This window comes from Kluyvera sp. STS39-E (assembly GCF_040932435.1).
Taxonomy (GTDB): Bacteria; Pseudomonadota; Gammaproteobacteria; order Enterobacterales; family Enterobacteriaceae; genus Kluyvera.
The window spans coordinates 1-21,072 of record NZ_JBFQGA010000002.1 but is presented as its reverse complement, the minus strand read 5'-3'; the positions used below and the strand labels follow the sequence as shown (position 1 = coordinate 21,072).

At 53.9% G+C, this 21,072-nt stretch carries 15 protein-coding genes; 9 read left to right on the top strand and 6 right to left on the bottom strand.

Features of this window, described 5'->3' with window-relative positions; translation table 11 throughout:
- Positions 1–81: 81 nt before the first annotated feature.
- Positions 82–309 (bottom strand): cold shock-like protein CspD, encoded by a 228-nt coding sequence (gene cspD / locus AB4K05_RS03650; RefSeq protein WP_368478659.1) that lies wholly within the window; start codon positions 307–309, stop codon positions 82–84.
- Positions 310–692: 383 nt separating this feature from the next.
- Between cspD and clpS the strand changes: the two genes are divergently transcribed.
- Together clpS and clpA are read left to right on the top strand one after the other, a co-directional pair.
- Positions 693–1,013 (top strand): ATP-dependent Clp protease adapter ClpS, encoded by a 321-nt coding sequence (clpS, locus tag AB4K05_RS03645; protein ID WP_368478658.1) that lies wholly within the window; start codon positions 693–695, stop codon positions 1,011–1,013.
- Positions 1,014–1,042: 29 nt separating this feature from the next.
- A complete protein-coding gene (gene clpA / locus AB4K05_RS03640; protein ID WP_368478657.1) occupies positions 1,043–3,319 on the top strand; it encodes an ATP-dependent Clp protease ATP-binding subunit ClpA in 2,277 nt (758 codons plus the stop codon).
- Positions 3,320–3,506: 187 nt separating this feature from the next.
- Here clpA and infA read toward each other — a convergent pair whose 3' ends face one another.
- The 5 genes from infA to trxB form a co-directional block, all read right to left on the bottom strand.
- Positions 3,507–3,725: a translation initiation factor IF-1 gene (gene infA, locus AB4K05_RS03635; RefSeq protein WP_002211347.1), complete on the bottom strand. Its 219-nt coding sequence runs from the start codon at positions 3,723–3,725 to the stop codon at positions 3,507–3,509.
- A gap of 284 nt (positions 3,726–4,009) precedes the next feature.
- The gene (aat, locus tag AB4K05_RS03630) at positions 4,010–4,714 is read right to left on the bottom strand and encodes a leucyl/phenylalanyl-tRNA--protein transferase (RefSeq protein WP_368478656.1); all 705 of its coding nucleotides are present in this window, start codon (positions 4,712–4,714) and stop codon (positions 4,010–4,012) included.
- A gap of 155 nt (positions 4,715–4,869) precedes the next feature.
- Entirely contained in the window at positions 4,870–6,591 is a 1,722-nt protein-coding gene (cydC, locus tag AB4K05_RS03625) for a cysteine/glutathione ABC transporter ATP-binding protein/permease CydC (RefSeq protein ID WP_368478655.1), read from the bottom strand.
- Positions 6,592–8,358, bottom strand: a complete 1,767-nt coding sequence (gene cydD, locus AB4K05_RS03620) for a cysteine/glutathione ABC transporter permease/ATP-binding protein CydD (protein WP_368478654.1) — start codon at positions 8,356–8,358, stop codon at positions 6,592–6,594.
- 116 nt (positions 8,359–8,474) lie between these two features.
- Positions 8,475–9,443: a thioredoxin-disulfide reductase gene (trxB, locus tag AB4K05_RS03615; RefSeq protein ID WP_368478653.1), complete on the bottom strand. Its 969-nt coding sequence runs from the start codon at positions 9,441–9,443 to the stop codon at positions 8,475–8,477.
- A gap of 550 nt (positions 9,444–9,993) precedes the next feature.
- Here trxB and lrp point away from each other — a divergent pair.
- The 7 genes from lrp to AB4K05_RS03580 all read left to right on the top strand — a co-directional run.
- Positions 9,994–10,488: a leucine-responsive transcriptional regulator Lrp gene (lrp, locus tag AB4K05_RS03610; protein WP_000228473.1), complete on the top strand. Its 495-nt coding sequence runs from the start codon at positions 9,994–9,996 to the stop codon at positions 10,486–10,488.
- Between the two features lie 120 nt (positions 10,489–10,608).
- The gene (gene ftsK / locus AB4K05_RS03605; protein ID WP_368478652.1) at positions 10,609–14,802 is read left to right on the top strand and encodes a DNA translocase FtsK; all 4,194 of its coding nucleotides are present in this window, start codon (positions 10,609–10,611) and stop codon (positions 14,800–14,802) included.
- Positions 14,803–14,924: 122 nt separating this feature from the next.
- Positions 14,925–15,536 carry an outer membrane lipoprotein chaperone LolA gene (gene lolA, locus AB4K05_RS03600; protein ID WP_368478651.1) on the top strand — a complete coding sequence of 204 codons (612 nt, stop codon included), beginning with the start codon at positions 14,925–14,927 and terminating at the stop codon, positions 15,534–15,536.
- A gap of 9 nt (positions 15,537–15,545) precedes the next feature.
- Positions 15,546–16,889, top strand: a complete 1,344-nt coding sequence (gene rarA, locus AB4K05_RS03595) for a replication-associated recombination protein RarA (protein WP_368478650.1) — start codon at positions 15,546–15,548, stop codon at positions 16,887–16,889.
- A 92-nt stretch (positions 16,890–16,981) separates the two neighbouring features.
- Positions 16,982–18,274 (top strand): serine--tRNA ligase, encoded by a 1,293-nt coding sequence (gene serS / locus AB4K05_RS03590; protein ID WP_368478649.1) that lies wholly within the window; start codon positions 16,982–16,984, stop codon positions 18,272–18,274.
- A 202-nt stretch (positions 18,275–18,476) separates the two neighbouring features.
- Positions 18,477–20,921: a dimethylsulfoxide reductase subunit A gene (gene dmsA, locus AB4K05_RS03585; RefSeq protein ID WP_368478648.1), complete on the top strand. Its 2,445-nt coding sequence runs from the start codon at positions 18,477–18,479 to the stop codon at positions 20,919–20,921.
- A 10-nt stretch (positions 20,922–20,931) separates the two neighbouring features.
- Positions 20,932–21,072 (top strand): 4Fe-4S binding protein (locus AB4K05_RS03580; protein WP_048481461.1); only part of this gene is annotated, 141 nt, incomplete at its 3' end.

Here is a 21,072-nt window from a genome sequence, read left to right as displayed (position 1 = left end):
CTTTGGCGTCATTCAGAGGTAAAAATGCCAGTCAGAAGGACTGGCATTTTGATAGCGAGATGTACACAATGGGGCAGTATACTAGGCGGCCGTTTCTGCTTGCGCTTCCAGTGGAATAATGACGCTAGCGTGATTGCCTTTCGGCCCCTCGTGGACATCAAAGTGGACGGATTGCCCGGCTTTTAATGTTCTGTACCCATCCATCTGGATGGTGGAGTAATGGGCGAAGATGTCCTCGCCACCGCCTTCCGGGCAAATAAAACCGAACCCTTTAGCATTGTTGAACCACTTAACAGTACCCATTTCCATACTTCGACATCCTTCGTAATTCTATTATACGTTTATAAGTAGATGGAATGAACCGGTGGTGGAGTCAGGAGTTGTTCAAAACCTCACCAACTCTCGCCAGTACAATTTAGATATTTCGAACAGTGCGTCAAGCGTTTGAGGGGGACAATAGGCGGAAAATGCATCAAAATTTGAAGCAGTTAACGCTATTGACGGGAATGTGACAGAGTTCGCGAATGGCAACTATAGGTGATAGCTATCTATGATCTACAGTAAATTCAGAACCTATATATGCAGCAATGGGTGCCATATGGCGAATGGGGTATCTCACTAATCATATGGAATCTCGGCATATAACGAGGCTCGTCAGCAGCAATAGATGACACCGACGATGATAACTGACAATGAGTAAGACCAGAGACTGGCTGGATTTCGACCAGCTTACGGCAGACAAACTCAAAGATGGGCTTAAACCCCCGTCGATGTATAAAGTGATATTGGTCAATGATGATTACACTCCGATGGAGTTTGTTATTGACGTGTTACAAAAATTCTTTTCTTATGATGTAGAACGCGCAACACAATTGATGCTAGCGGTTCACTATCAAGGTAAAGCAATTTGTGGTGTATTTACGGCAGAAGTCGCCGAAACCAAAGTTGCGATGGTGAATCAATACGCGAAGGAAAACGAGCATCCATTGTTGTGTACGCTGGAACAAGCCTGATACAGGCATGAAAATTGGGGGAGGTGCCAATGCTCAATCAAGAACTGGAACTCAGTTTAAACATGGCTTTCGCCAGAGCGCGCGAGCACCGTCACGAGTTTATGACCGTCGAGCACCTGTTGCTGGCTCTGCTGAGCAACCCATCCGCCCGTGAAGCGCTGGAGGCGTGCTCGGTCGATCTGGTGGCGCTGCGTCAGGAACTCGAAGCCTTCATTGAACAAACCACGCCGGTACTCCCGGTCAGTGAAGAAGAGCGTGAAACACAACCGACGCTCAGCTTCCAGCGTGTTCTCCAACGCGCGGTCTTCCACGTCCAGTCATCCGGGCGTAGCGAAGTCACCGGCGCTAACGTCCTTGTGGCGATTTTTAGCGAGCAGGAGTCGCAGGCTGCGTACCTTCTGCGTAAACATGAAGTGAGCCGCCTTGACGTGGTGAACTTCATCTCTCACGGCACGCGCAAAGACGAGCCAAGCCAGCCTTCCGATTCCGGGACTCAGCAGACTAACGAAGAGCAAGCAGGCGGGGAGGATCGTATGGAAAACTTCACCACCAACCTTAATCAGCTTGCTCGCGTCGGTGGGATTGACCCACTGATCGGTCGCGACAAAGAGCTGGAACGCACTATTCAGGTTCTGTGCCGCCGTCGTAAAAACAACCCGCTGCTGGTGGGTGAGTCCGGTGTCGGTAAAACCGCGATTGCGGAAGGCCTTGCATGGCGCATCGTGCGCGGCGACGTGCCGGAAATCATGGCTGATTGCACCATCTATTCATTGGATATTGGCTCGCTGCTGGCGGGAACCAAATATCGCGGTGATTTTGAAAAACGCTTTAAAGCGCTGCTTAAACAGCTTGAACAGGATACTAATAGCATTCTGTTTATCGACGAAATCCACACCATTATTGGTGCCGGTGCGGCGTCGGGCGGCCAAGTAGATGCGGCGAATCTGATTAAACCGCTGCTCTCCAGCGGCAAGATCCGGGTTATGGGTTCGACAACCTACCAGGAATTTAGCAACATCTTCGAGAAAGACAGGGCGCTGGCGCGTCGTTTCCAGAAAATTGATATTACAGAACCATCGGTGGAAGAGACCGTACAGATCCTTAACGGTTTGAAGCCGAAGTATGAAGCGCACCACGATGTTCGCTACACGGCGAAAGCGGTACGCGCGGCGGTAGAGCTGGCGGTGAAATATATCAACGACCGTCACCTGCCGGATAAGGCGATTGACGTCATTGACGAAGCGGGTGCGCGTGCGCGCCTGATGCCGGTGAGTAAGCGTAAGAAAACGATCAACGTGGCGGACATTGAGTCCGTGGTGGCGCGTATTGCGCGTATCCCGGAGAAAAGTGTTTCCCAGAGCGATCGTGACACGCTGAAAAACCTCGGCAATCGCCTGAAAATGCTGGTGTTTGGACAGGACAAGGCAATCGATGCGCTGACTGAAGCCATCAAGATGAGCCGTGCCGGTCTTGGGCATGATCATCGTCCGGTAGGTTCCTTCTTGTTTGCGGGCCCAACCGGGGTAGGTAAGACGGAAGTCACCGTCCAACTGGCGAAAGCGATGGGCATTGAGCTGCTGCGTTTCGATATGTCGGAATATATGGAGCGCCATACGGTGAGCCGCCTGATTGGTGCGCCTCCGGGCTACGTTGGTTTTGATCAGGGCGGCCTGCTGACCGATGCGGTGATTAAGCATCCACATGCAGTGCTGCTGCTGGATGAAATCGAAAAAGCGCACCCGGACGTCTTTAACCTGCTGCTGCAGGTGATGGACAACGGTACTCTGACCGATAACAACGGCCGTAAAGCTGATTTCCGCAACGTGGTGCTGGTGATGACCACTAACGCCGGCGTTCGTGAAACTGAGCGTAAATCGATTGGCCTTATCCAGCAGGACAACAGTCCTGATGCGATGGATGAGATCAAAAAGATCTTCACGCCAGAATTCCGCAACCGTCTGGACAACATCATCTGGTTCGATCATCTGTCGACCGATGTGATCCACCAAGTCGTCGATAAGTTTATCGTCGAGTTGCAGGTTCAGTTGGATCAGAAAGGCGTCTCGCTGGAAGTTAGCCAGGAAGCTCGCGATTGGCTGGCTGAGAAAGGCTATGATCGTGCGATGGGTGCACGTCCAATGGCCCGTGTGATTCAGGATAGCCTGAAGAAACCGCTGGCTAACGAACTGCTGTTTGGTTCGCTGGTGGACGGCGGGCAGGTTACCGTCGCGCTCGATAAAGAGAAAAACGAGCTGACCTACGGCTTCCATAGCGCGCAGAAACATAAACCGGAAGCGGCGCATTAACGGCTGATGTCGGGATATAAACAAAACCGGGCTGCTAATAGCCCGGTTTTTTTATACCGGCTTAATGTTGCTCAACGGCAAGATAACGAAGCGAGAGATAAAAAAAATGCCCTGCATAAGCAGGGCATCATTATTTGGCAAATAGCGCTCGGCGAACGTTGCGCCAGGCGCTCATTATCTGCGGGTTTTAGCGACTACGGAAGACAATGCGGCCTTTGCTCAGGTCGTACGGGGTCAGCTCAACAGTCACTTTGTCGCCCGTCAGGATGCGGATATAGTTTTTGCGCATTTTACCGGAGATATGTGCAGTCACCACGTGTCCGTTTTCCAGTTCTACGCGGAACATGGTATTAGGTAACGTATCAAGTACGGTACCCTGCATTTCAATATTGTCTTCTTTGGCCATCTAATCCTCTGGGGTATCACTACCGTAATTTGAACCGGCAAGATAATGCCGAAGTTCATCAAGTAAGTAAAGAATTGTCCTTCTTAATCGGCGAAAGTCGTTTTTGCGCATTACCCTTTCACCACACAAGAAGATTATGTGATGGGCGCAAACCAGGCCGGAAACAGCAGGATAAACGTGGGCGTTATCTGACTCGAATGATTCCCAAACGGCGGCGGGGCAAAAGGCAGAAGCGACTCTCGTCGGCAATTATATCATCCTGATGGAAATTGTGCTGAAAACATTTACGTTTCAGCTGAAAACAGGCGGTGTGGGACCCAAAATTTTTCCGATAGCGATCCGGTGCGGAGATTATCTAGGTGTTCTAGGTAGTCGCGACGGGGAATTTCCACGGCACCAAGCGAAGCGGTATGGCTATTTAGCACCTGACAATCAATCATTTTACCACCTGCTTGGCTAAATGCCTCACAGAAGACGTACAACGCGGTCTTAGAGGCGTTCTCTGCACGGCTGAACATTGACTCACCGCAGAACAGTTCGCCCATAGCAACGCCATACATGCCGCCTACAAGGGTATCACCAAGCCACACTTCAATAGAGTGCGCGTGGCCGAGTTCGTGTAGGCGATGATAGGCTTGGCTGATACTGGTGGTAATCCATGTCCCTTCGTGGCGATCCTGCGCACAACCCTCAATCACTTGGCTAAAGGCATAGTTGAGCGTCACGCGGTAAGGCGAGGTCTTATGGAAGCGTTTCATGCTGCGGCTTAGATGGAACTGTTCAGGCCACAGTACGGCGCGAGGGTCAGGCGACCACCACAAAATAGGGTCGCCGGGAGAAAACCACGGAAAGATCCCGCGTTGGTAGGCCATCAGCAGACGAGCGGGCGCGAGATCGCCCCCTAAAGCGAGGAGCCCATTTGGTTCGCGTAATGCGCCCTCCGGAGAGGGAAAAGCAATCGAGTGTCGAGAAAGCTGGACAAGGCGCATGCCGCGATGACCTCACGAAACAAAGTTATCTAATCATATACACAAAATAATCTAAGTTGCAGGACAAAACGCTTCAGGCGTTTTGAACAGCGCTTGCACTGGCCTCTAAGGGGCGTAGACCGCGCACCTGCAACGTGAAGTATGACGCGTATAGTCTACAGGCGCTGTTTAAACTGGTAGTAACGACCTTGTTTTGCCAGCAGTTCCGTATGATTACCTTGCTCAATAATTTGCCCGTTGTCCATGACAATAATCTGATTAAATCTCGCCAGACCACGCAGGCGGTGAGTCACCATCAGCAGCGTTTTATCGCGCATCACGTCTGCCAATAACTCAAGGATTTGACTCTCGGTAGTGGCGTCCAGACCTTCTGTTGGCTCGTCCAGCATCATTAGCGGCGCATCGTGCAGTAGCGCACGAGCAATGCCAAGACGGCGCAGTTCACCGCCAGACAACTGACGACCACCTTCACCCAGCCAGCTATTAAGCCCGGCATCCTCAAGCAGCTTTTCCAAGCCCGTACGGCGCAGCACTTCGCTCAACGTATCATCGCTGGCATCCGGTTTTGCTAACAGCAAGTTCTCGCGCAGCGTGGCGCTAAACAGGTGTACGCGCTGCGGGACGAGGCTCATGGTACGGCGCAGTGTTGGCTCATCAATAGCGTTTAGCGCGATATCGTTGAGCTGAATGTTGCCCTGCTGCGGGTCCCAGGCGCGGGTCAGCAGCTGCAATAGCGTTGATTTACCGCAACCGGTACGCCCGAGAATGGCAACATGCGAGCCGGCGTGAATTTGCAGCGAGATATTATCTAACGCTGGCTGCGACTGCTCTGGGTAGGTGAACGACACCTGCTCCAGCGTCAGCGCGACCTGCTGCGGCGCAGCGGCGGTTGATGTTGGGAAAGCGACTTCTGGTTTCTGTTCAATAATTTGGCTTACGCGTGTTGCCGAGGCGATGACCTGGCCTAAGTGCTGGAATGCACCGGTAACTGGGGCTAGCGCCTCAAAGGCTGCCAGCGCACAAAAGACAAACAGCGCGATTAACGCACCAGGCTGCATATTATCGCCAACGCCACCGGCCGCTAGCCAAAGCATGGCAACCACCGCTACGCCGCCAATGAGCAGCATCAGCGCTTGAGACAGCGCAGTAAGTTCCGACTGGCGACGCTGGGCGTCGTGCCAGTTCACCTCAGTTTGTTCCATCTGCTTACGGTAGCGCTGGCTAGCATTGTAGATGGTCAACTCGGCCTGGCCTTGTAGCCATGCGGTCAATTGTTGGCGATATTCTCCGCGCAGCGTAGTGAGCTGCTCTCCTGTCGGTTTACCTGCACGGTAAAACAGTGGCGGCAGTAACAGCAGCGTGGCCAGCATAATGCCGCCAAGCGTGAGGGCCAGCGTAACGTCCAGTATGCTCAGCCCAACGGTGACCACCACAATCACCACAAGGGCACCAATCAGCGGCGAAATGACTCGCAGATAAAGATGATCGAGGGTATCAACGTCCGCCACCATGCGGTTAAGCAGTTCGCCTTGGCGAAAACGGGCCAGACCTGCGGGGGAGAGCGGTAGCAGTTTGCTGAAGGTAAACACGCGCAGGTGTTGGAGCACCCGGAAGGTGGCGTCGTGGCTTACCAGCCGCTCAAAATAACGACCCGCTGTACGGATAATTGCTGCGCCGCGCACGCCGGCTGCGGGAAGCATATAGTTAAAACTGTAAGCGCCCGCAAACCCGACAAACGCCGATGCGGACAGGAACCAGCCGGAGAGCGTCAGCAAGCCGATGCTTGCCAGCAGGGTAACAATCGCCAGAACCACGCCAAGGCTTAATAACCATTTATGGCGTTTATAGAGCGCCAGATAAGGTAACAGTGCGCGCATTTAAATCTCCTCCTGGCGATTGGCGAGAAGACGCGTAAATAAGCCATCGGCGTCCACCAGCTGTTGATACGTTCCCTGCTCAATAATCTGACCGTCCGCCATCACCCAGATAACGTCCCAATCGGTCAGACCTTCAAGTTGGTGAGTGACCATTAGCGTCGTTTGTTGGGCAGAGGCTTCAGTCAGCGCCTGCATTACCCGCTGCTCACTATGGGCATCCAAGCTAGCCGCTGGTTCATCAAGCAGAAGCAGACGGCAAGGGCTAATCAACGCACGTGCCACTGCCACGCGTTGCGCCTGACCGACGGATAAGCGAGCGGCCTGCTCGCCAACCACCGTGTCCACGCCGTCAGGAAGCAGCGGCAGGAATTCGCTCACCCACGCTTTATCAAGCGCGTTTTTGAGTTGTTGCTCACTGGCGTCCGGATCCCGTAGCAGCACGTTCTCGCGCAGCGTAGCGGCTGGAAGCTGTGGATTTTGCCCAACCCAGCTCATCATGCGATGCCAGCCTTCCGGCTGTAGATGTCGCAGTTCAACGCCGTTTACCAGCAAAGATCCGCTGTAGGGCAGGAACCCGGCTAGCGCATTGAGCAGCGAGCTTTTTCCTGAACCACTTTGCCCAACTAGCACGGCGCGCTGGCCAGCGTTGAGGGTAAAGTTCAGCGGGCCTACGAGCATTTTGCCTTCAGGCGAGGTGATAAACAGATCTTTTGCCTGCAGCGTTACAGGTTCGCTGGTATCCAGAACCTGATCCCCTTGTTCCGGATTCGCCAGCGGTGCTTCTAGGAAAGTTTTCAAGCTGTCTGCCGCGCCGACGGCCTGCGCTTTGGCGTGATAGAAGGTGCCTAAATCACGCAGCGGCTGGAAGAACTCAGGTGCCAGAATCAACGCTAAGAAGCCGGAAGAGAGCGTGACTGCCAGACCGTAGCTACCAAAATTCAGCTCACCCAGATAGGAGAAACCAAAGTAGACCGCTACCAATGCAATGGACAGTGAGGTAAAGAATTCGAGCACGCCGGAAGAGAGGAAGGCGAGACGCAGAACTTCCATCGTGCGGTGGCGGAAATCCTCTGATGCTTCGCGGATGCTTTGCGTTTCGGCTTCACCGCGACCAAAAATACGTAGGGTATCCATACCGCGCAGCCTGTCGAGAAAATGACCGCTCAAACGCGCCAGCGCGAGGAAGTTACGTCGGTTGGCATCGGCGGCGCCCATGCCGACCAATGCCATGAAAAGCGGAATGAGCGGGGCGGTAATCAACAGGATAAGCGCGGCTGCCCAGTTTGATGGAATGATAGCCACCACGATTAATAACGGCACGCAGACCGCCAGCGCCATCTGCGGTAGGTAGCGGGCGTAGTAATCGTGCATATCATCAATTTGCTCAAGAACCAGCGTGGCCCAACTTCCGGCAGGTTTGCCCTGAATCCAGGCCGGTCCTGCTTGCTCAAGTCTGTCTAAAACCTGACGACGAATTTCATAACGAATCTGTTGTCCGGCATGGAAACCCACGCGTTCACGTAACCAGACGACCCAGGCACGGAGAATAAAAATCAGCACCAGTTGGATAAAGGGCAGCAACAGGGCTTCGCGCGGGATACTCTCCATAATCATGTGATGAAGAATACGGGCGAGGAACCAGGCCTGACCAATAATCAGAACGCCGCTGACGAAGCCGAGCAGACGGGAGAGGGCTAACCAGCGGCGTGAAAGTACGCTTTGCTGTTTGAGCCAGCGGGTGAGTTCTTGTTGGCGACTTTTATTCATTGGGCGCTTAGCAGGTAGCTTATGGTTTTAGTTACGGGCGCGGCAATGTTACAACGCAGAAAAAATAAAGGCGACTTATCGTCGCCTTTTTTACTTTTGTTACTGACTTGTAAAGATTATTTGCAAGCGTCAGCCAGACCGTCGAGGTAACGTTCTGCGTCCAGCGCGGCCATACAGCCGGTGCCCGCAGAGGTGATTGCCTGACGATAAATGTGGTCCATCACATCGCCTGCGGCGAAGACGCCAGGAATGCTGGTTTGCGTGGCATTACCGTGAATACCGGACTGCACTTTGATGTAGCCGTTTTCCAGTTCCAACTGACCTTGGAAAATTCCGGTGTTTGGGCTGTGACCAATAGCAACAAACAGACCCGCGACGTCCAGAGATTCCACGGTGTCGGTGTTGTGCGTATCGCGCAGACGCAGTCCGCTCACGCCCATTTGGTCACCGGTGACTTCGTCCAGCGTACGGTTGGTATGCAGCACGATGTTGCCGCTTTCTACTTTATCCATCAGACGTTTGATCAGGATTTTTTCTGCACGGAATGAATCACGACGGTGAATCAGGTGCACTTCTGAGGCAATGTTTGACAGGTACAGCGCTTCTTCAACGGCTGTGTTACCACCACCGATAACCGCGACTTTCTGGTTGCGATAGAAGAAACCGTCACAGGTTGCGCAGGCGGAAACGCCACGACCTTTAAAGGCCTCTTCCGACGGCAGACCCAGATAGCGGGCTGAAGCGCCGGTAGCAATGATTAACGCATCGCAGGTGTACTCGCCGCTGTCGCCGGTCAGGCGGAACGGACGGTTCTGCAGGTCAACGCTGTGGATGTGATCGAAAAGAATTTCGGTCTCAAATTTAGCCGCATGCTCATGCATACGTTCCATCAGCAGTGGACCGGTCAGGTCGTTTGGATCGCCAGGCCAGTTTTCCACTTCGGTCGTGGTGGTCAACTGACCGCCTTTTTCCATTCCGGTAATCAGTACCGGTTGCAGATTTGCGCGTGCAGCATAGACCGCAGCGGTGTATCCCGCAGGTCCAGAACCAAGGATTAGCAGCTTACTGTGTTTGGCCGTGCCCATGAGATCCCCATAATTGTTGGCAGTCATTGGTCTGGATTGTAGGGAATTTGTAGACGTAAAAAAAGAGCACAGCGATTTTGTTAACGATATGTGCAATAGAACAGGCCGATTGATTGACTATTTTAGCATCAAAAAATATAACTATTTCTACTGCGCGCTATGGAATTATAAGACGATTACATGTGAATCAAGCCCGGGTGATAATGAATATCTGGCATGTTGTACTAAAAAAAGATGTTTTACTTTGACAATCCCCTGTGCTTTTGCGACAACATTCAAGGAAGAAGAAAAGCAGTGTTTCGCGTGTGGTGAATTTTCATGCACGCAAATGCCATTTTTACCCGGTTCACTGAAATCTACGTATGGTGTGGACAGATACCATACGTGATGTCGGAGACTGTCCTTGCGGCGCCGGGGCTTCTCATACGCATACCCTGGGATATGCGTCGTTGCAGCAACAACGGCGTATTGAAATCGGGATAAGGCTCTGAACAGTGAAGTGCACAGAGTCAAGACAGGAGTAGGGAAGGAATACAGAGAGACAATAATAATGGTAGATAGTAAAAAACGCCCTGGCAAAGATCTCGACCGCATCGACCGCAACATTCTGAATGAGCTGCAAAAAGATGGGCGTATTTCGAACGTCGAGCTTTCCAAAAGAGTAGGACTTTCTCCGACCCCGTGCCTTGAGCGCGTACGTCGCCTGGAACGACAGGGTTTTATTCAGGGTTACACTGCGCTGTTAAACCCACATTATCTGGATGCATCACTGCTGGTATTTGTTGAGATTACTCTGAATCGTGGTGCGCCGGATGTATTTGAGCAATTTAACACCGCAGTGCAAAAACTTGAAGAAATTCAAGAATGTCACCTCGTTTCTGGTGATTTCGACTACCTGTTGAAAACGCGTGTGCCGGATATGTCGGCCTACCGTAAGCTTCTGGGCGAGACTCTGCTGCGCCTGCCTGGCGTCAACGACACCCGTACCTATGTCGTGATGGAAGAGGTCAAACAGAGTAATCGTCTGGTAATTAAGACTCGCTAAAACGGAACAGGTGCAAAATCAGCGTAGTTTGATTACACTCCTGTTAATCCATACAGCAACAGTGTCAGCGCAATCTGACACTGTTGTCCGTTTTTAGCATTGGCACCTGGAGAGCCTTTCTTGAGCCAGGAATATACAGAAGACAAAGAAGTCAAACTAACAAAACTCAGCAGCGGACGCCGACTCCTTGAGGCGTTACTCCTTTTATGCGCCATTTTTGCCGTTTGGTTAATGGCCGCACTACTGAGCTTCAATCCTTCCGATCCCAGCTGGTCGCAAACGGCCTGGCATGAACCTATCCACAATTTATGTGGCGCTTCGGGCGCATGGCTTGCTGATACCCTGTTCTTCATCTTCGGCGTCATGGCGTACACCATCCCGGTGATTATCGTGGGTGCCTGCTGGTTTGCCTGGAAACGCCGGGCAAGTGAAGATTACATCGATTATTTTGCCGTCTCGCTGCGTTTAATCGGCGTGTTGGCCATCATTTTGACCTCCTGCGGTCTGGCGGCAATCAACGCCGACGATATTTGGTATTTCGCTTCCGGCGGCGTGATTGGCAGCCTGTTGAGCACCGCACTGCAGCCAATGCTGCACAGCAGCGGCGGTACCATCGCATTATTGTGTATCTGGGCCGCCGGACTGACGCTGTTTACCGGCTGGTCATGGGTCAGCATTGCCGAGAAAATGGGCAGTTGGATCCTCAATATTCTTACCTTCGCCAGTAACCGCACGCGTCGTGACGACACTTGGGTTGAAGAAGACGAGTACGAAGATGAATACGAAGAGGACGATGGCAGCGTAGCGCAGAAGTCGAAAGCGTCGCACGAATCCCGTCGCGCCCGGATCCTGCGCGGTGCGTTGGCCCGTCGTAAACGTATCGCGGAAAAATTTGCCAACCCGATGGGGCGCATGACCGATGAAGCCTTATTCTCTGGCCGACGTATGGATGATCCAGAAGAGGCCGCGCGTTACAGCGTAAAAGCTGATCCTGACGACGTGCTGTTCTCGGGAGCTAGTGCAACGCGTACGGCGGATTATGATGAGTTTGACCCGTTGCTGAGCGGCCATACGGTGACGGAATCTGTCACTGCCGCAGCGGCAGTCGGGACTGTGCCAGTGTGGGCGGCGGAAACCGCGCAGCCAGTGCAGTTTGCCGATAGTCAGCCGGTTTCTGGCCCTGATGCGGCATGGCAACATGCAAGCGCGGCGGAATACGGTACGCAGGAACCACAGTACGCGCAACCGCAGTCACCGGCTTACGAGCAGCCGCAGTACGCGCAACCGCAGCCACCGGCATACGAACAGCCGCAGTACGCGCAACCGCAGCCAGCGGCCTACGAGCAGCCTCAATACGCGCAACCGCAGCCACCAGCGTACGAACAGCCGCAGTACGCGCAACCGCAGCCAGCGGCTTACGAGCAGCCGCAGTACGCGCAACCGCAGCCAGCGGCATACGAACAGCCGCAGTACGCGCAACCGCAGCCACCGGCTTACGAGCAGCCGCAGTACGCGCAACCGCAGCCAGCGGCCTACGAGCAGCCGCAGTACGCGCAACCGCAGCCAGCGGCCTACGAGCAGCCGCAATACGCGCAACCTCAGCCAGCGGCTTACGAACAGCCGCAATACGCGCAACCGCAGCCAGCGGCCTACGAGCAGCCGCAATACGCGCAACCTCAGCCAGCGGCTTACGAACAGCCGCAACAACCGCTTTATGAAGAACCACAGTACACGCAGCCAGAGCCACCCGCGTATGAACAACCTTACGCAGCTCAGGAACAAACAGCACCAGTGGTTGAGCCGGAACCGGCTGTGGAAGAAGAGGTTAAGCCAGCCCATCGTCCACCGATGTACTATTTTGAAGAAGTTGAAGAGAAACGTGCGCGTGAACGTGAGCAACTGGAGGCATGGTATCAACCAATCCCTGAGCCTTTAGCGCCGGTTGAACAACGCGGCGTCTTCACGTCCACCGCAGCATCCGTTCCGGTTCCTGAGCCGACCTCTACGGTGGCGCCAGTCGCCGCCAGTGTTCGTCATGCTTCTGCCGCCGCAGGTGCTGCCGCAGCCGTTGCGACTTCTGCGCCGTTGTTTAGCCCGGCCGAAGGACCGCGTCCGCAGGTAAAAGAGGGCATTGGCCCGAAATTACCACCGCCGAACCGTGTCCGGGTACCGACGCGTCGGGAGCTGGCTTCTTATGGGATCAAGCTGCCATCGCAGCGCATGGCTGAAGAGCGTGCAGCGCGTGAAGCTGATAATTATCAGCATGAAAGCGCCGATGATCTCAGCGCAGACGAAGCCGAAGCGCTGCATCAGGATGCGCTGGCACGTCAATTTGCCGCGTCTCAGCACACCCGTTATGGTGAAACTAACGCGCATGAGGATTATGCCGCTGAGGAAGATGATGCGGATAGCATTGCGGAAGCTGAGCTTGCACGACAGTTTGCCGCATCGCAGCAGACGCGTTATGCCAGCGAGCAGCCGCAGGGTGCCCGTCCGTACTCGGCTGAGGATTATGAATTCTCGCCAATGAAAACGTTGGTTGATGACACGCCGAAAGCGCCGCTGTTTACGCCGAGCGCGATGCCAGAGCCGCAGCCGTATCAGCAGCCACAGCAACAGCCGCCACAGCATGCTCAGAGTTATCATCAGCCACAGCATGTGCAGCAGCCACCGGCGCAGCCGCATCAGTATGCACAGCCACAGGCGCCTGTACAGCAGCCACAATATGCGCCACCTCAACAGCATGTACAGCAGCCGGTAACGCCGCCGCAGGAAAGCTTAATCCATCCGTTGCTGATGCGTAACGGCGACGATCGCCCGCTGCAGAGGCCAACGACGCCGCTGCCATCGCTCGATCTCCTGACGCCACCGCCGACGGAAGTGGAGCCGGTTGATACCTTTGCGCTGGAACAAATGGCGCGTCTGGTTGAAACTCGCCTAGCCGATTACCGTATTAAGGCCGACGTGGTGAACTATTCACCTGGCCCGGTTATCACCCGCTTCGAGTTGAACTTGGCACCGGGCGTGAAGGCTGCGCGTATTTCTAACCTTTCCCGTGACCTCGCGCGTTCGCTTTCGACCGTGGCGGTGCGTGTGGTGGAAGTAATCCCGGGCAAGCCATATGTCGGCCTTGAGCTGCCGAATAAAAAACGTCAGACCGTTTACCTGCGTGAAGTGCTGGACTGCGACAAATTCCGCGATAACCCATCACCGTTAACCGTGGTACTGGGTAAAGATATCGCCGGTGAACCAGTCGTTGCCGATCTTGCCAAAATGCCACACCTGCTGGTTGCGGGTACCACCGGTTCCGGTAAGTCGGTTGGTGTGAACGCCATGATCCTCAGTATGCTGTATAAAGCGCAGCCTGAAGATGTTCGCTTCATCATGATTGACCCGAAAATGCTGGAACTGTCGGTGTACGAGGGCATTCCGCATCTGTTGACTGAAGTCGTTACCGACATGAAAGACGCTGCCAACGCTCTGCGCTGGAGCGTTAATGAAATGGAACGTCGCTATAAGCTGATGTCTGCGCTAGGCGTACGTAATCTGGCGGGTTATAACGAAAAAATTGCCGAAGCGGCCCGTATGGGACGTCCGATTCCGGACCCATACTGGAAACCGGGCGACAGCATGGATGCCACCCATCCGGTGTTGGAAAAACTGCCGTATATCGTCGTGCTGGTGGACGAATTTGCCGACCTGATGATGACCGTAGGCAAAAAAGTGGAAGAGCTTATTGCTCGACTGGCACAGAAAGCGCGTGCTGCCGGGATCCACTTGGTCCTTGCCACCCAGCGTCCGTCGGTTGATGTCATTACCGGCTTGATTAAAGCCAACATCCCAACGCGTATTGCTTTTACGGTTTCCAGCAAAATTGACTCCCGCACTATCCTCGATCAGGGCGGCGCAGAATCACTGCTGGGCATGGGTGACATGTTGTACGCGGGGCCGAACTCAAATAACCCGGTACGTGTTCACGGGGCGTTCGTCCGCGACCAGGAAGTCCACGCCGTGGTTCAGGACTGGAAAGCCCGTGGTCGTCCGCAGTACGTTGATGGCATTACCTCCGACAGCGAAAGCGAGGGCGGCGGCGGTGGCTTTGACGGCGGCGAAGAACTGGATCCTTTATTCGATCAAGCGGTGAACTTTGTGACTCAGAAGCGAAAAGCGTCGATCTCCGGCGTCCAACGTCAATTCCGCATCGGCTACAACCGCGCTGCGCGTATTATTGAACAGATGGAAGCGCAGGGGATTGTCAGCGAGCAGGGGCATAACGGCAACCGCGAGGTGCTTGCACCACCGCCGTTTGACTGATTGCAAAGATGGGTAAATAAGTCAAAATTAAGCATTTTCTTCTGTCACCACACGAAATGGCGTCATAGAGTGGGTGACAGAGGCTCTCCTCGCGAGAGCATGAGGCTATTTAAGGATTAACAATGAAAAAGTTCGCCATCACCTGTGCATTACTTTCCAGCTTTGTTGTTAGCAGCGTCTGGGCAGACGCCGCTGGTGATCTGAAATCTCGTCTGGATAAAGTGAGTAGCTTCCATGCGAGTTTTACCCAGAAAGTGACCGACGGTAGCGGTAATGCGGTACAGGACGGTCAGGGCGACCTGTGGGTTAAACGTCCGAACCTGTTTAACTGGCATATGACTCAGCCGGATGAAAGCGTGCTGGTCTCTGACGGGAAAACCCTGTGGTTCTATAACCCGTTTGTTGAACAGGCAACGGCGACCTGGCTGAAAGACGCGACCGGCAATACGCCGTTTATGTTGATTGCTCGCAACCAAGCCAGCGATTGGCAGCAGTACAACATTCAGCAAACCGGCGATGATTTTGTCCTGACGCCGCGCGGCAATAATGGCAATCTGAAGAAATTCACCATTAATGTGGGTCGTGATGGCACTATCCATCAATTCAGCGCCATTGAGCAGGACGATCAGCGCAGCAGCTACCAGCTGAAAACGCAGCAGAACGGTTCGGTAGACGCATCCAAATTCACCTTTACACCGCCGAAGGGCGTGACGGTGGACGATCAGCGTAAGTAAGAGGCATGCGTGGGCAATTTGTCGCTCGATTTTTCCGATAATACTTTTCAGCCTCTGGCCGCGCGTATGCGGCCAGAAAATTTAGCGCAGTATATTGGCCAACAGCATTTGCTGGCCGCTGGCAAACCATTGCCGCGTGCCATTGAGGCTGGGCATCTGCACTCGATGATCCTTTGGGGGCCACCTGGTACCGGCAAAACGACGCTGGCAGAAGTGATTGGCCGCTATGCGAATGCCGACGTTGAGCGAATCTCTGCCGTCACCTCCGGGGTGAAAGAGATTCGTGAAGCTATCGAGCGAGCGCGACAAAATCGCAACGCCGGTCGGCGTACTATTTTGTTCGTTGATGAAGTCCACCGCTTCAATAAAAGCCAGCAGGATGCCTTCCTGCCGCATATTGAAGACGGCACGATTACCTTTATCGGTGCGACCACCGAAAACCCCTCGTTTGAGCTGAACTCCGCGCTGCTTTCCCGTGCTCGCGTTTATCTGCTGAAATCGCTGACTGTCGAAGATATCGAGCATGTGCTAACTCAGGCAATGGAAGACAACGCTCGCGGCTACGGCGGCCAGGATATTATCCTGCCGGACGAAACTCGCCGCGCCATTGCGGAGCTGGTTAACGGTGATGCGCGCCGGGCGCTGAATACGCTGGAAATGATGGCGGATATGGCCGAACTGGACGCTTCTGGCAAGCGTGTGCTGCAGCCACAGTTGTTAACGGAAATTGCCGGTGAACGCAGCGCGCGTTTTGATAACAAAGGCGATCGTTTCTACGATCTGATCTCCGCGCTACATAAATCGGTACGCGGCAGCGCACCGGATGCTGCGTTGTACTGGTATGCGCGGATTATTACCGCCGGTGGCGACCCGCTGTACGTGGCGCGTCGCTGTTTGGCCATCGCTTCTGAAGATGTGGGCAATGCTGACCCACGTGCCATGCAGGTGGCGATTTCGGCTTGGGATTGTTTCACCCGTGTCGGACCTGCAGAAGGCGAGCGCGCGATTGCTCAAGCAATTGTTTATCTGGCCTGTGCGCCAAAAAGCAACGCCGTCTATACCGCTTTTAAAGCAGCGATGGCGGATGCGCGCGAACGCCCGGATTATGATGTGCCGGAACATCTGCGCAACGCACCGACCAAACTGATGAAAGAGATGGGCTACGGGCAGGAATATCGCTATGCCCATGATGAACCTAACGCTTACGCAGCGGGTGAAGAGTATTTCCCCAGCGAAATGGCGCAAACTCGCTACTATCGTCCAACGAATCGGGGTCTTGAAGGCAAGATTGGCGAAAAGCTCGCCTGGCTCGCTGAACAGGATCAAAATAGCCACACAAAACGCTACCGCTAGCGCAGTCGTTGCGGTAATGTTGTCGATGTACCTCTGTGACCGCAGGCTGCGGTCACATACTCCACTTTCAATTCGATAAGCATAGGATAAGCATGCTCGATCCCAATCTGCTGCGCACAGAGCCAGACGCAGTCGCAGAAAAACTGGCACGCCGGGGCTATAAGCTGGATGTAGATAAACTTCGCGTTCTTGAAGAGCGTCGTAAAGTACTGCAGGTAGAAACTGAAAATCTGCAGGCAGAGCGTAACTCGCGATCGAAATCCATTGGCCAGGCGAAAGCACGCGGGGAAGACATTGAGCCATTACGCCTGGAAGTGAATAAACTCGGCGAACAACTTGATGCCGCAAAATCCGAACTGGACGTTCTGTTGGCTGAGATCCGCGATATCGCACTGGCTATCCCGAACGTTCCTCATGACGATGCACCTATCGGCCGTGACGAAAACGACAACGTTGAAGTTAGCCGCTGGGGTACGCCGCGTGAGTTTGATTTTGATGTTCGCGACCACGTAACGCTGGGTGAAATGCACAGCGGTCTGGATTTTGCCGCTGCCGTTAAGCTGACCGGCTCACGCTTTGTGGTTATGAAAGGCCAGATTGCCCGTATGCACCGCGCATTGGCGCAGTTCATGCTGGATCTTCACACCGAGCAGCATGGCTATAGCGAAAACTATGTGCCTTACTTGGTTAACCACGACACTCTGTACGGTACTGGTCAGTTGCCGAAGTTCGCAGGCGATCTGTTCCATACTCGTCCGCTGGAAGAAGAGTCAGACAGCAGCAACTATGCGCTGATCCCAACGGCAGAAGTGCCGCTGACGAACCTGGTTCGTGACGAAATCATCGATGAAGATGATTTGCCAATCAAAATGACCGCGCACACGCCGTGTTTCCGCTCAGAAGCGGGATCTTATGGCCGTGACACCCGTGGTCTTATCCGTATGCACCAGTTCGACAAAGTTGAAATGGTGCAGGTAGTGCGTCCGGAAGATTCAATGGCTGCGCTGGAAGAGATGACCGGTCACGCGGAAAAAGTCCTGCAGCTGCTGGGCCTGCCGTACCGTAAAATCATCCTGTGCACTGGCGACATGGGCTTTAGCGCATGCAAAACCTATGACCTTGAAGTTTGGGTTCCGGCACAGAACACCTACCGCGAAATTTCCTCATGTTCCAACGTGGGTGATTTCCAGGCGCGCCGCATGCAAGCTCGCTGCCGCAGTAAGTCCGACAAGAAAACACGTCTGGTGCATACCCTGAACGGGTCTGGCTTGGCGGTAGGACGTACTTTGGTTGCTGTGCTGGAAAACTACCAGCAGGCCGATGGCCGCATTGAAGTTCCTGCGGTGCTGCGTCCTTATATGAACGGTTTGGAATTTGTTGGTTAATTCTCACCGTTTTGAAAAAAAAGCGCCGAAAGGCGCTTTTTTTATGTCTCACATTGATACCGAACAATACCTCTCCTGGTAGAACGCTTAATACTCCTTCCTAAGTAACGCCCAGCATAAAAAACTACAATAACAGTATTTCGTTATATAAATAACTATATAACGATCAATGTTTTCAATGTCAGCAACGAAGTGAGTATCCATGAAAACTGAAACCCCCGATGCTTTACTGGCAGCCGAGGTCAGCCGTCGTGGTTTGATGAAAACCACGGCAATCGGCGGACTGGCGATGGCCAGCAGCGCGTTGACGCTCCCATTCAGCCGTATTGTCAGCGCTGCGGATGCGATTGCTCCAGCAACGGCCGCAGAGCGCGTCACCTGGAGTGCCTGTACGGTGAACTGCGGTAGCCGTTGCCCGCTGCGTATGCATGTTGTCGATGGCGAGATTAAATACGTCGAGACAGATAACACCGGCGATGATGACTACGAAGGTCTCCATCAGATCCGCGCCTGTTTGCGAGGCCGTTCAATGCGCCGTCGCGTCTACAACCCGGATCGTCTTAAGTATCCAATGAAGCGCGTAGGTAAACGTGGCGAAGGCAAATTCGAGCGTATTAGCTGGGATGAAGCTTTTGACCTGATTACCGACAATATGCAGCGCTTAATCAAAGACTACGGTAACGAATCGATTTATCTCAACTATGGTACTGGTACGCTTGGCGGCACATTGACCCGCTCTTGGCCACCGGGAAAAACGCTGATTGCGCGTCTGATGAACTGCTGCGGCGGTTATCTGAATCACTATGGTGACTACTCCTCCGCGCAGATTGCAGCCGGTCTGAACTACACCTACGGCGGCTGGGCCGATGGCAACAGCCCGTCGGATATTGAAAACAGCAAGCTGGTGGTGCTGTTTGGTAACAACCCTGGCGAAACGCGCATGAGTGGCGGCGGGGTGACCTACTATCTGGAACAGGCGCGGCAGAAATCCAATGCCCGTATGATTATCGTCGATCCTCGTTACACCGACACCGGTGCGGGTCGTGAAGATGAGTGGATCCCAATTCGTCCGGGTACCGATGCGGCACTGGTTTCCGCACTGGCTTGGGTGATGATCACCGAAAACATGGTCGATCAGCCGTTCCTCGATAAGTACTGCGTGGGTTACGACGAGAAAACGCTGCCAGAAGGCGCACCGGCTAACGGCCACTACAAGGCTTATATCCTTGGTCAGGGCAATGACGCTACGGCGAAAACGCCGGAGTGGGCATCGACCATCACCGGTATCCCGGTTGAACGGATCGTGAAGTTGGCACGTGAAATTGGCAGCGCAAAACCAGCTTATATCTCCCAAGGTTGGGGGCCGCAGCGCCACGCCAACGGTGAAATTGCCACCCGTGCTATCTCGATGCTGTCAATTCTGACCGGCAACGTTGGTATTCACGGCGGTAACAGCGGTGCGCGTGAAGGCTCCTATGAGGTGCCGTTTGAGCGTATGCCGACGTTGGAAAACCCGATTGAAACCAGCATCTCCATGTTTATGTGGACCGACGCTATTGTCCGTGGCCCGGAAATGACGGCACTGCGCGACGGCGTGCGTGGTAAAGATAAACTGGATGTGCCGATCAAAATGATCTGGAACTATGCCGGTAACTGTCTGATTAACCAGCACTCTGAAATTAACCGCACGCATGAAATTCTGCAGGATGATAAGAAGTGCGAAATGATTGTGGTTATCGATTGCCACATGACGTCGTCGGCGAAGTATGCCGATATTCTGCTGCCGGACTGCACCGCATCCGAGCAGATGGACTTCGCGCTGGACGCTTCCTGCGGCAACATGTCTTACGTCATCTTTACCGATCAGGTCATCAAACCGCGCTTTGAGTGCAAAACCATTTATGACATGACCACTGAGTTGGCGAAACGCATGGGCGTAGAGCAGAAGTTCACCGAAGGTCGGACGCAGGAAGGATGGATGCGCCATCTGCATGAACTCTCTCGTCAAGCTGTGCCGGAACTGCCGGACTTCGACACCTTCCGCAAGCAGGGTCTTTTCAAACAACGCGATCCAGAAGGCCATCACGTTGCCTATAAAGCATTCCGTGAAGATCCGCAGGCAAATCCGCTGACCACACCGTCGGGTAAAATTGAAATCTACTCACAGGATTTGGCAAAAATCGCTGCAACCTGGGAGCTGGCGGAAGATGATGTTATCGATCCGTTACCGATCTACACCCCGGGCTTTGAAAACTACAACGATCCGCTTGCTGGAAAATATCCGCTGCAGCTGACGGGCTTCCACTACAAGTCCCGCGTTCACTCGACCTACGGGAACGTTGATGTGCTGCAGGCTGCCTGTCGCCAGGAAATGTGGATAAACCCACTGGACGCGAAGAGCCGTGGGATTGCTAATGGCGATCGCATTCGTATCTTCAATGACCGAGGTGAAGTGCATATTGAAGCCAAGGTTACACCGCGCATGATGCCGGGCATCGTGGCGTTGGGTGAGGGTGCCTGGTACAACCCGGATGCGGGACGTATCGATCAGGCAGGCTCTATCAACGTGCTGACGACCCAGCGCCCATCGCCGCTGGCGAAAGGCAACCCATCGCACACGAATCTCGTCCAGGTTGAGAAGGTGTAAGGAGTAACCGATGACCACCCAATATGGCTTTTTTATTGACTCCGCCCGCTGCACCGGTTGTAAAACCTGTGAACTGGCCTGTAAAGATTACAAGAACTTAACCCCGGACGTCAGCTTCCGCCGTATCTACGAATACGCGGGTGGCGACTGG

Bases quoted from the DNA above. Each gene is read 5' to 3' on its own strand.
- cspD (WP_368478659.1), bottom strand. From the start codon at position 309: ATGGAAATGGGTACTGTTAAGTGGTTCAACAATGCTAAAGGGTTCGGT.
- clpS (WP_368478658.1), top strand. From the start codon at position 693: ATGAGTAAGACCAGAGACTGGCTGGATTTCGACCAGCTTACGGCAGAC.
- clpA (WP_368478657.1), top strand. From the start codon at position 1,043: ATGCTCAATCAAGAACTGGAACTCAGTTTAAACATGGCTTTCGCCAGA.
- infA (WP_002211347.1), bottom strand. From the start codon at position 3,725: ATGGCCAAAGAAGACAATATTGAAATGCAGGGTACCGTACTTGATACG.
- aat (WP_368478656.1), bottom strand. From the start codon at position 4,714: ATGCGCCTTGTCCAGCTTTCTCGACACTCGATTGCTTTTCCCTCTCCG.
- cydC (WP_368478655.1), bottom strand. From the start codon at position 6,591: ATGCGCGCACTGTTACCTTATCTGGCGCTCTATAAACGCCATAAATGG.
- cydD (WP_368478654.1), bottom strand. From the start codon at position 8,358: ATGAATAAAAGTCGCCAACAAGAACTCACCCGCTGGCTCAAACAGCAA.
- trxB (WP_368478653.1), bottom strand. From the start codon at position 9,443: ATGGGCACGGCCAAACACAGTAAGCTGCTAATCCTTGGTTCTGGACCT.
- lrp (WP_000228473.1), top strand. From the start codon at position 9,994: ATGGTAGATAGTAAAAAACGCCCTGGCAAAGATCTCGACCGCATCGAC.
- lolA (WP_368478651.1), top strand. From the start codon at position 14,925: ATGAAAAAGTTCGCCATCACCTGTGCATTACTTTCCAGCTTTGTTGTT.
- serS (WP_368478649.1), top strand. From the start codon at position 16,982: ATGCTCGATCCCAATCTGCTGCGCACAGAGCCAGACGCAGTCGCAGAA.
- dmsA (WP_368478648.1), top strand. From the start codon at position 18,477: ATGAAAACTGAAACCCCCGATGCTTTACTGGCAGCCGAGGTCAGCCGT.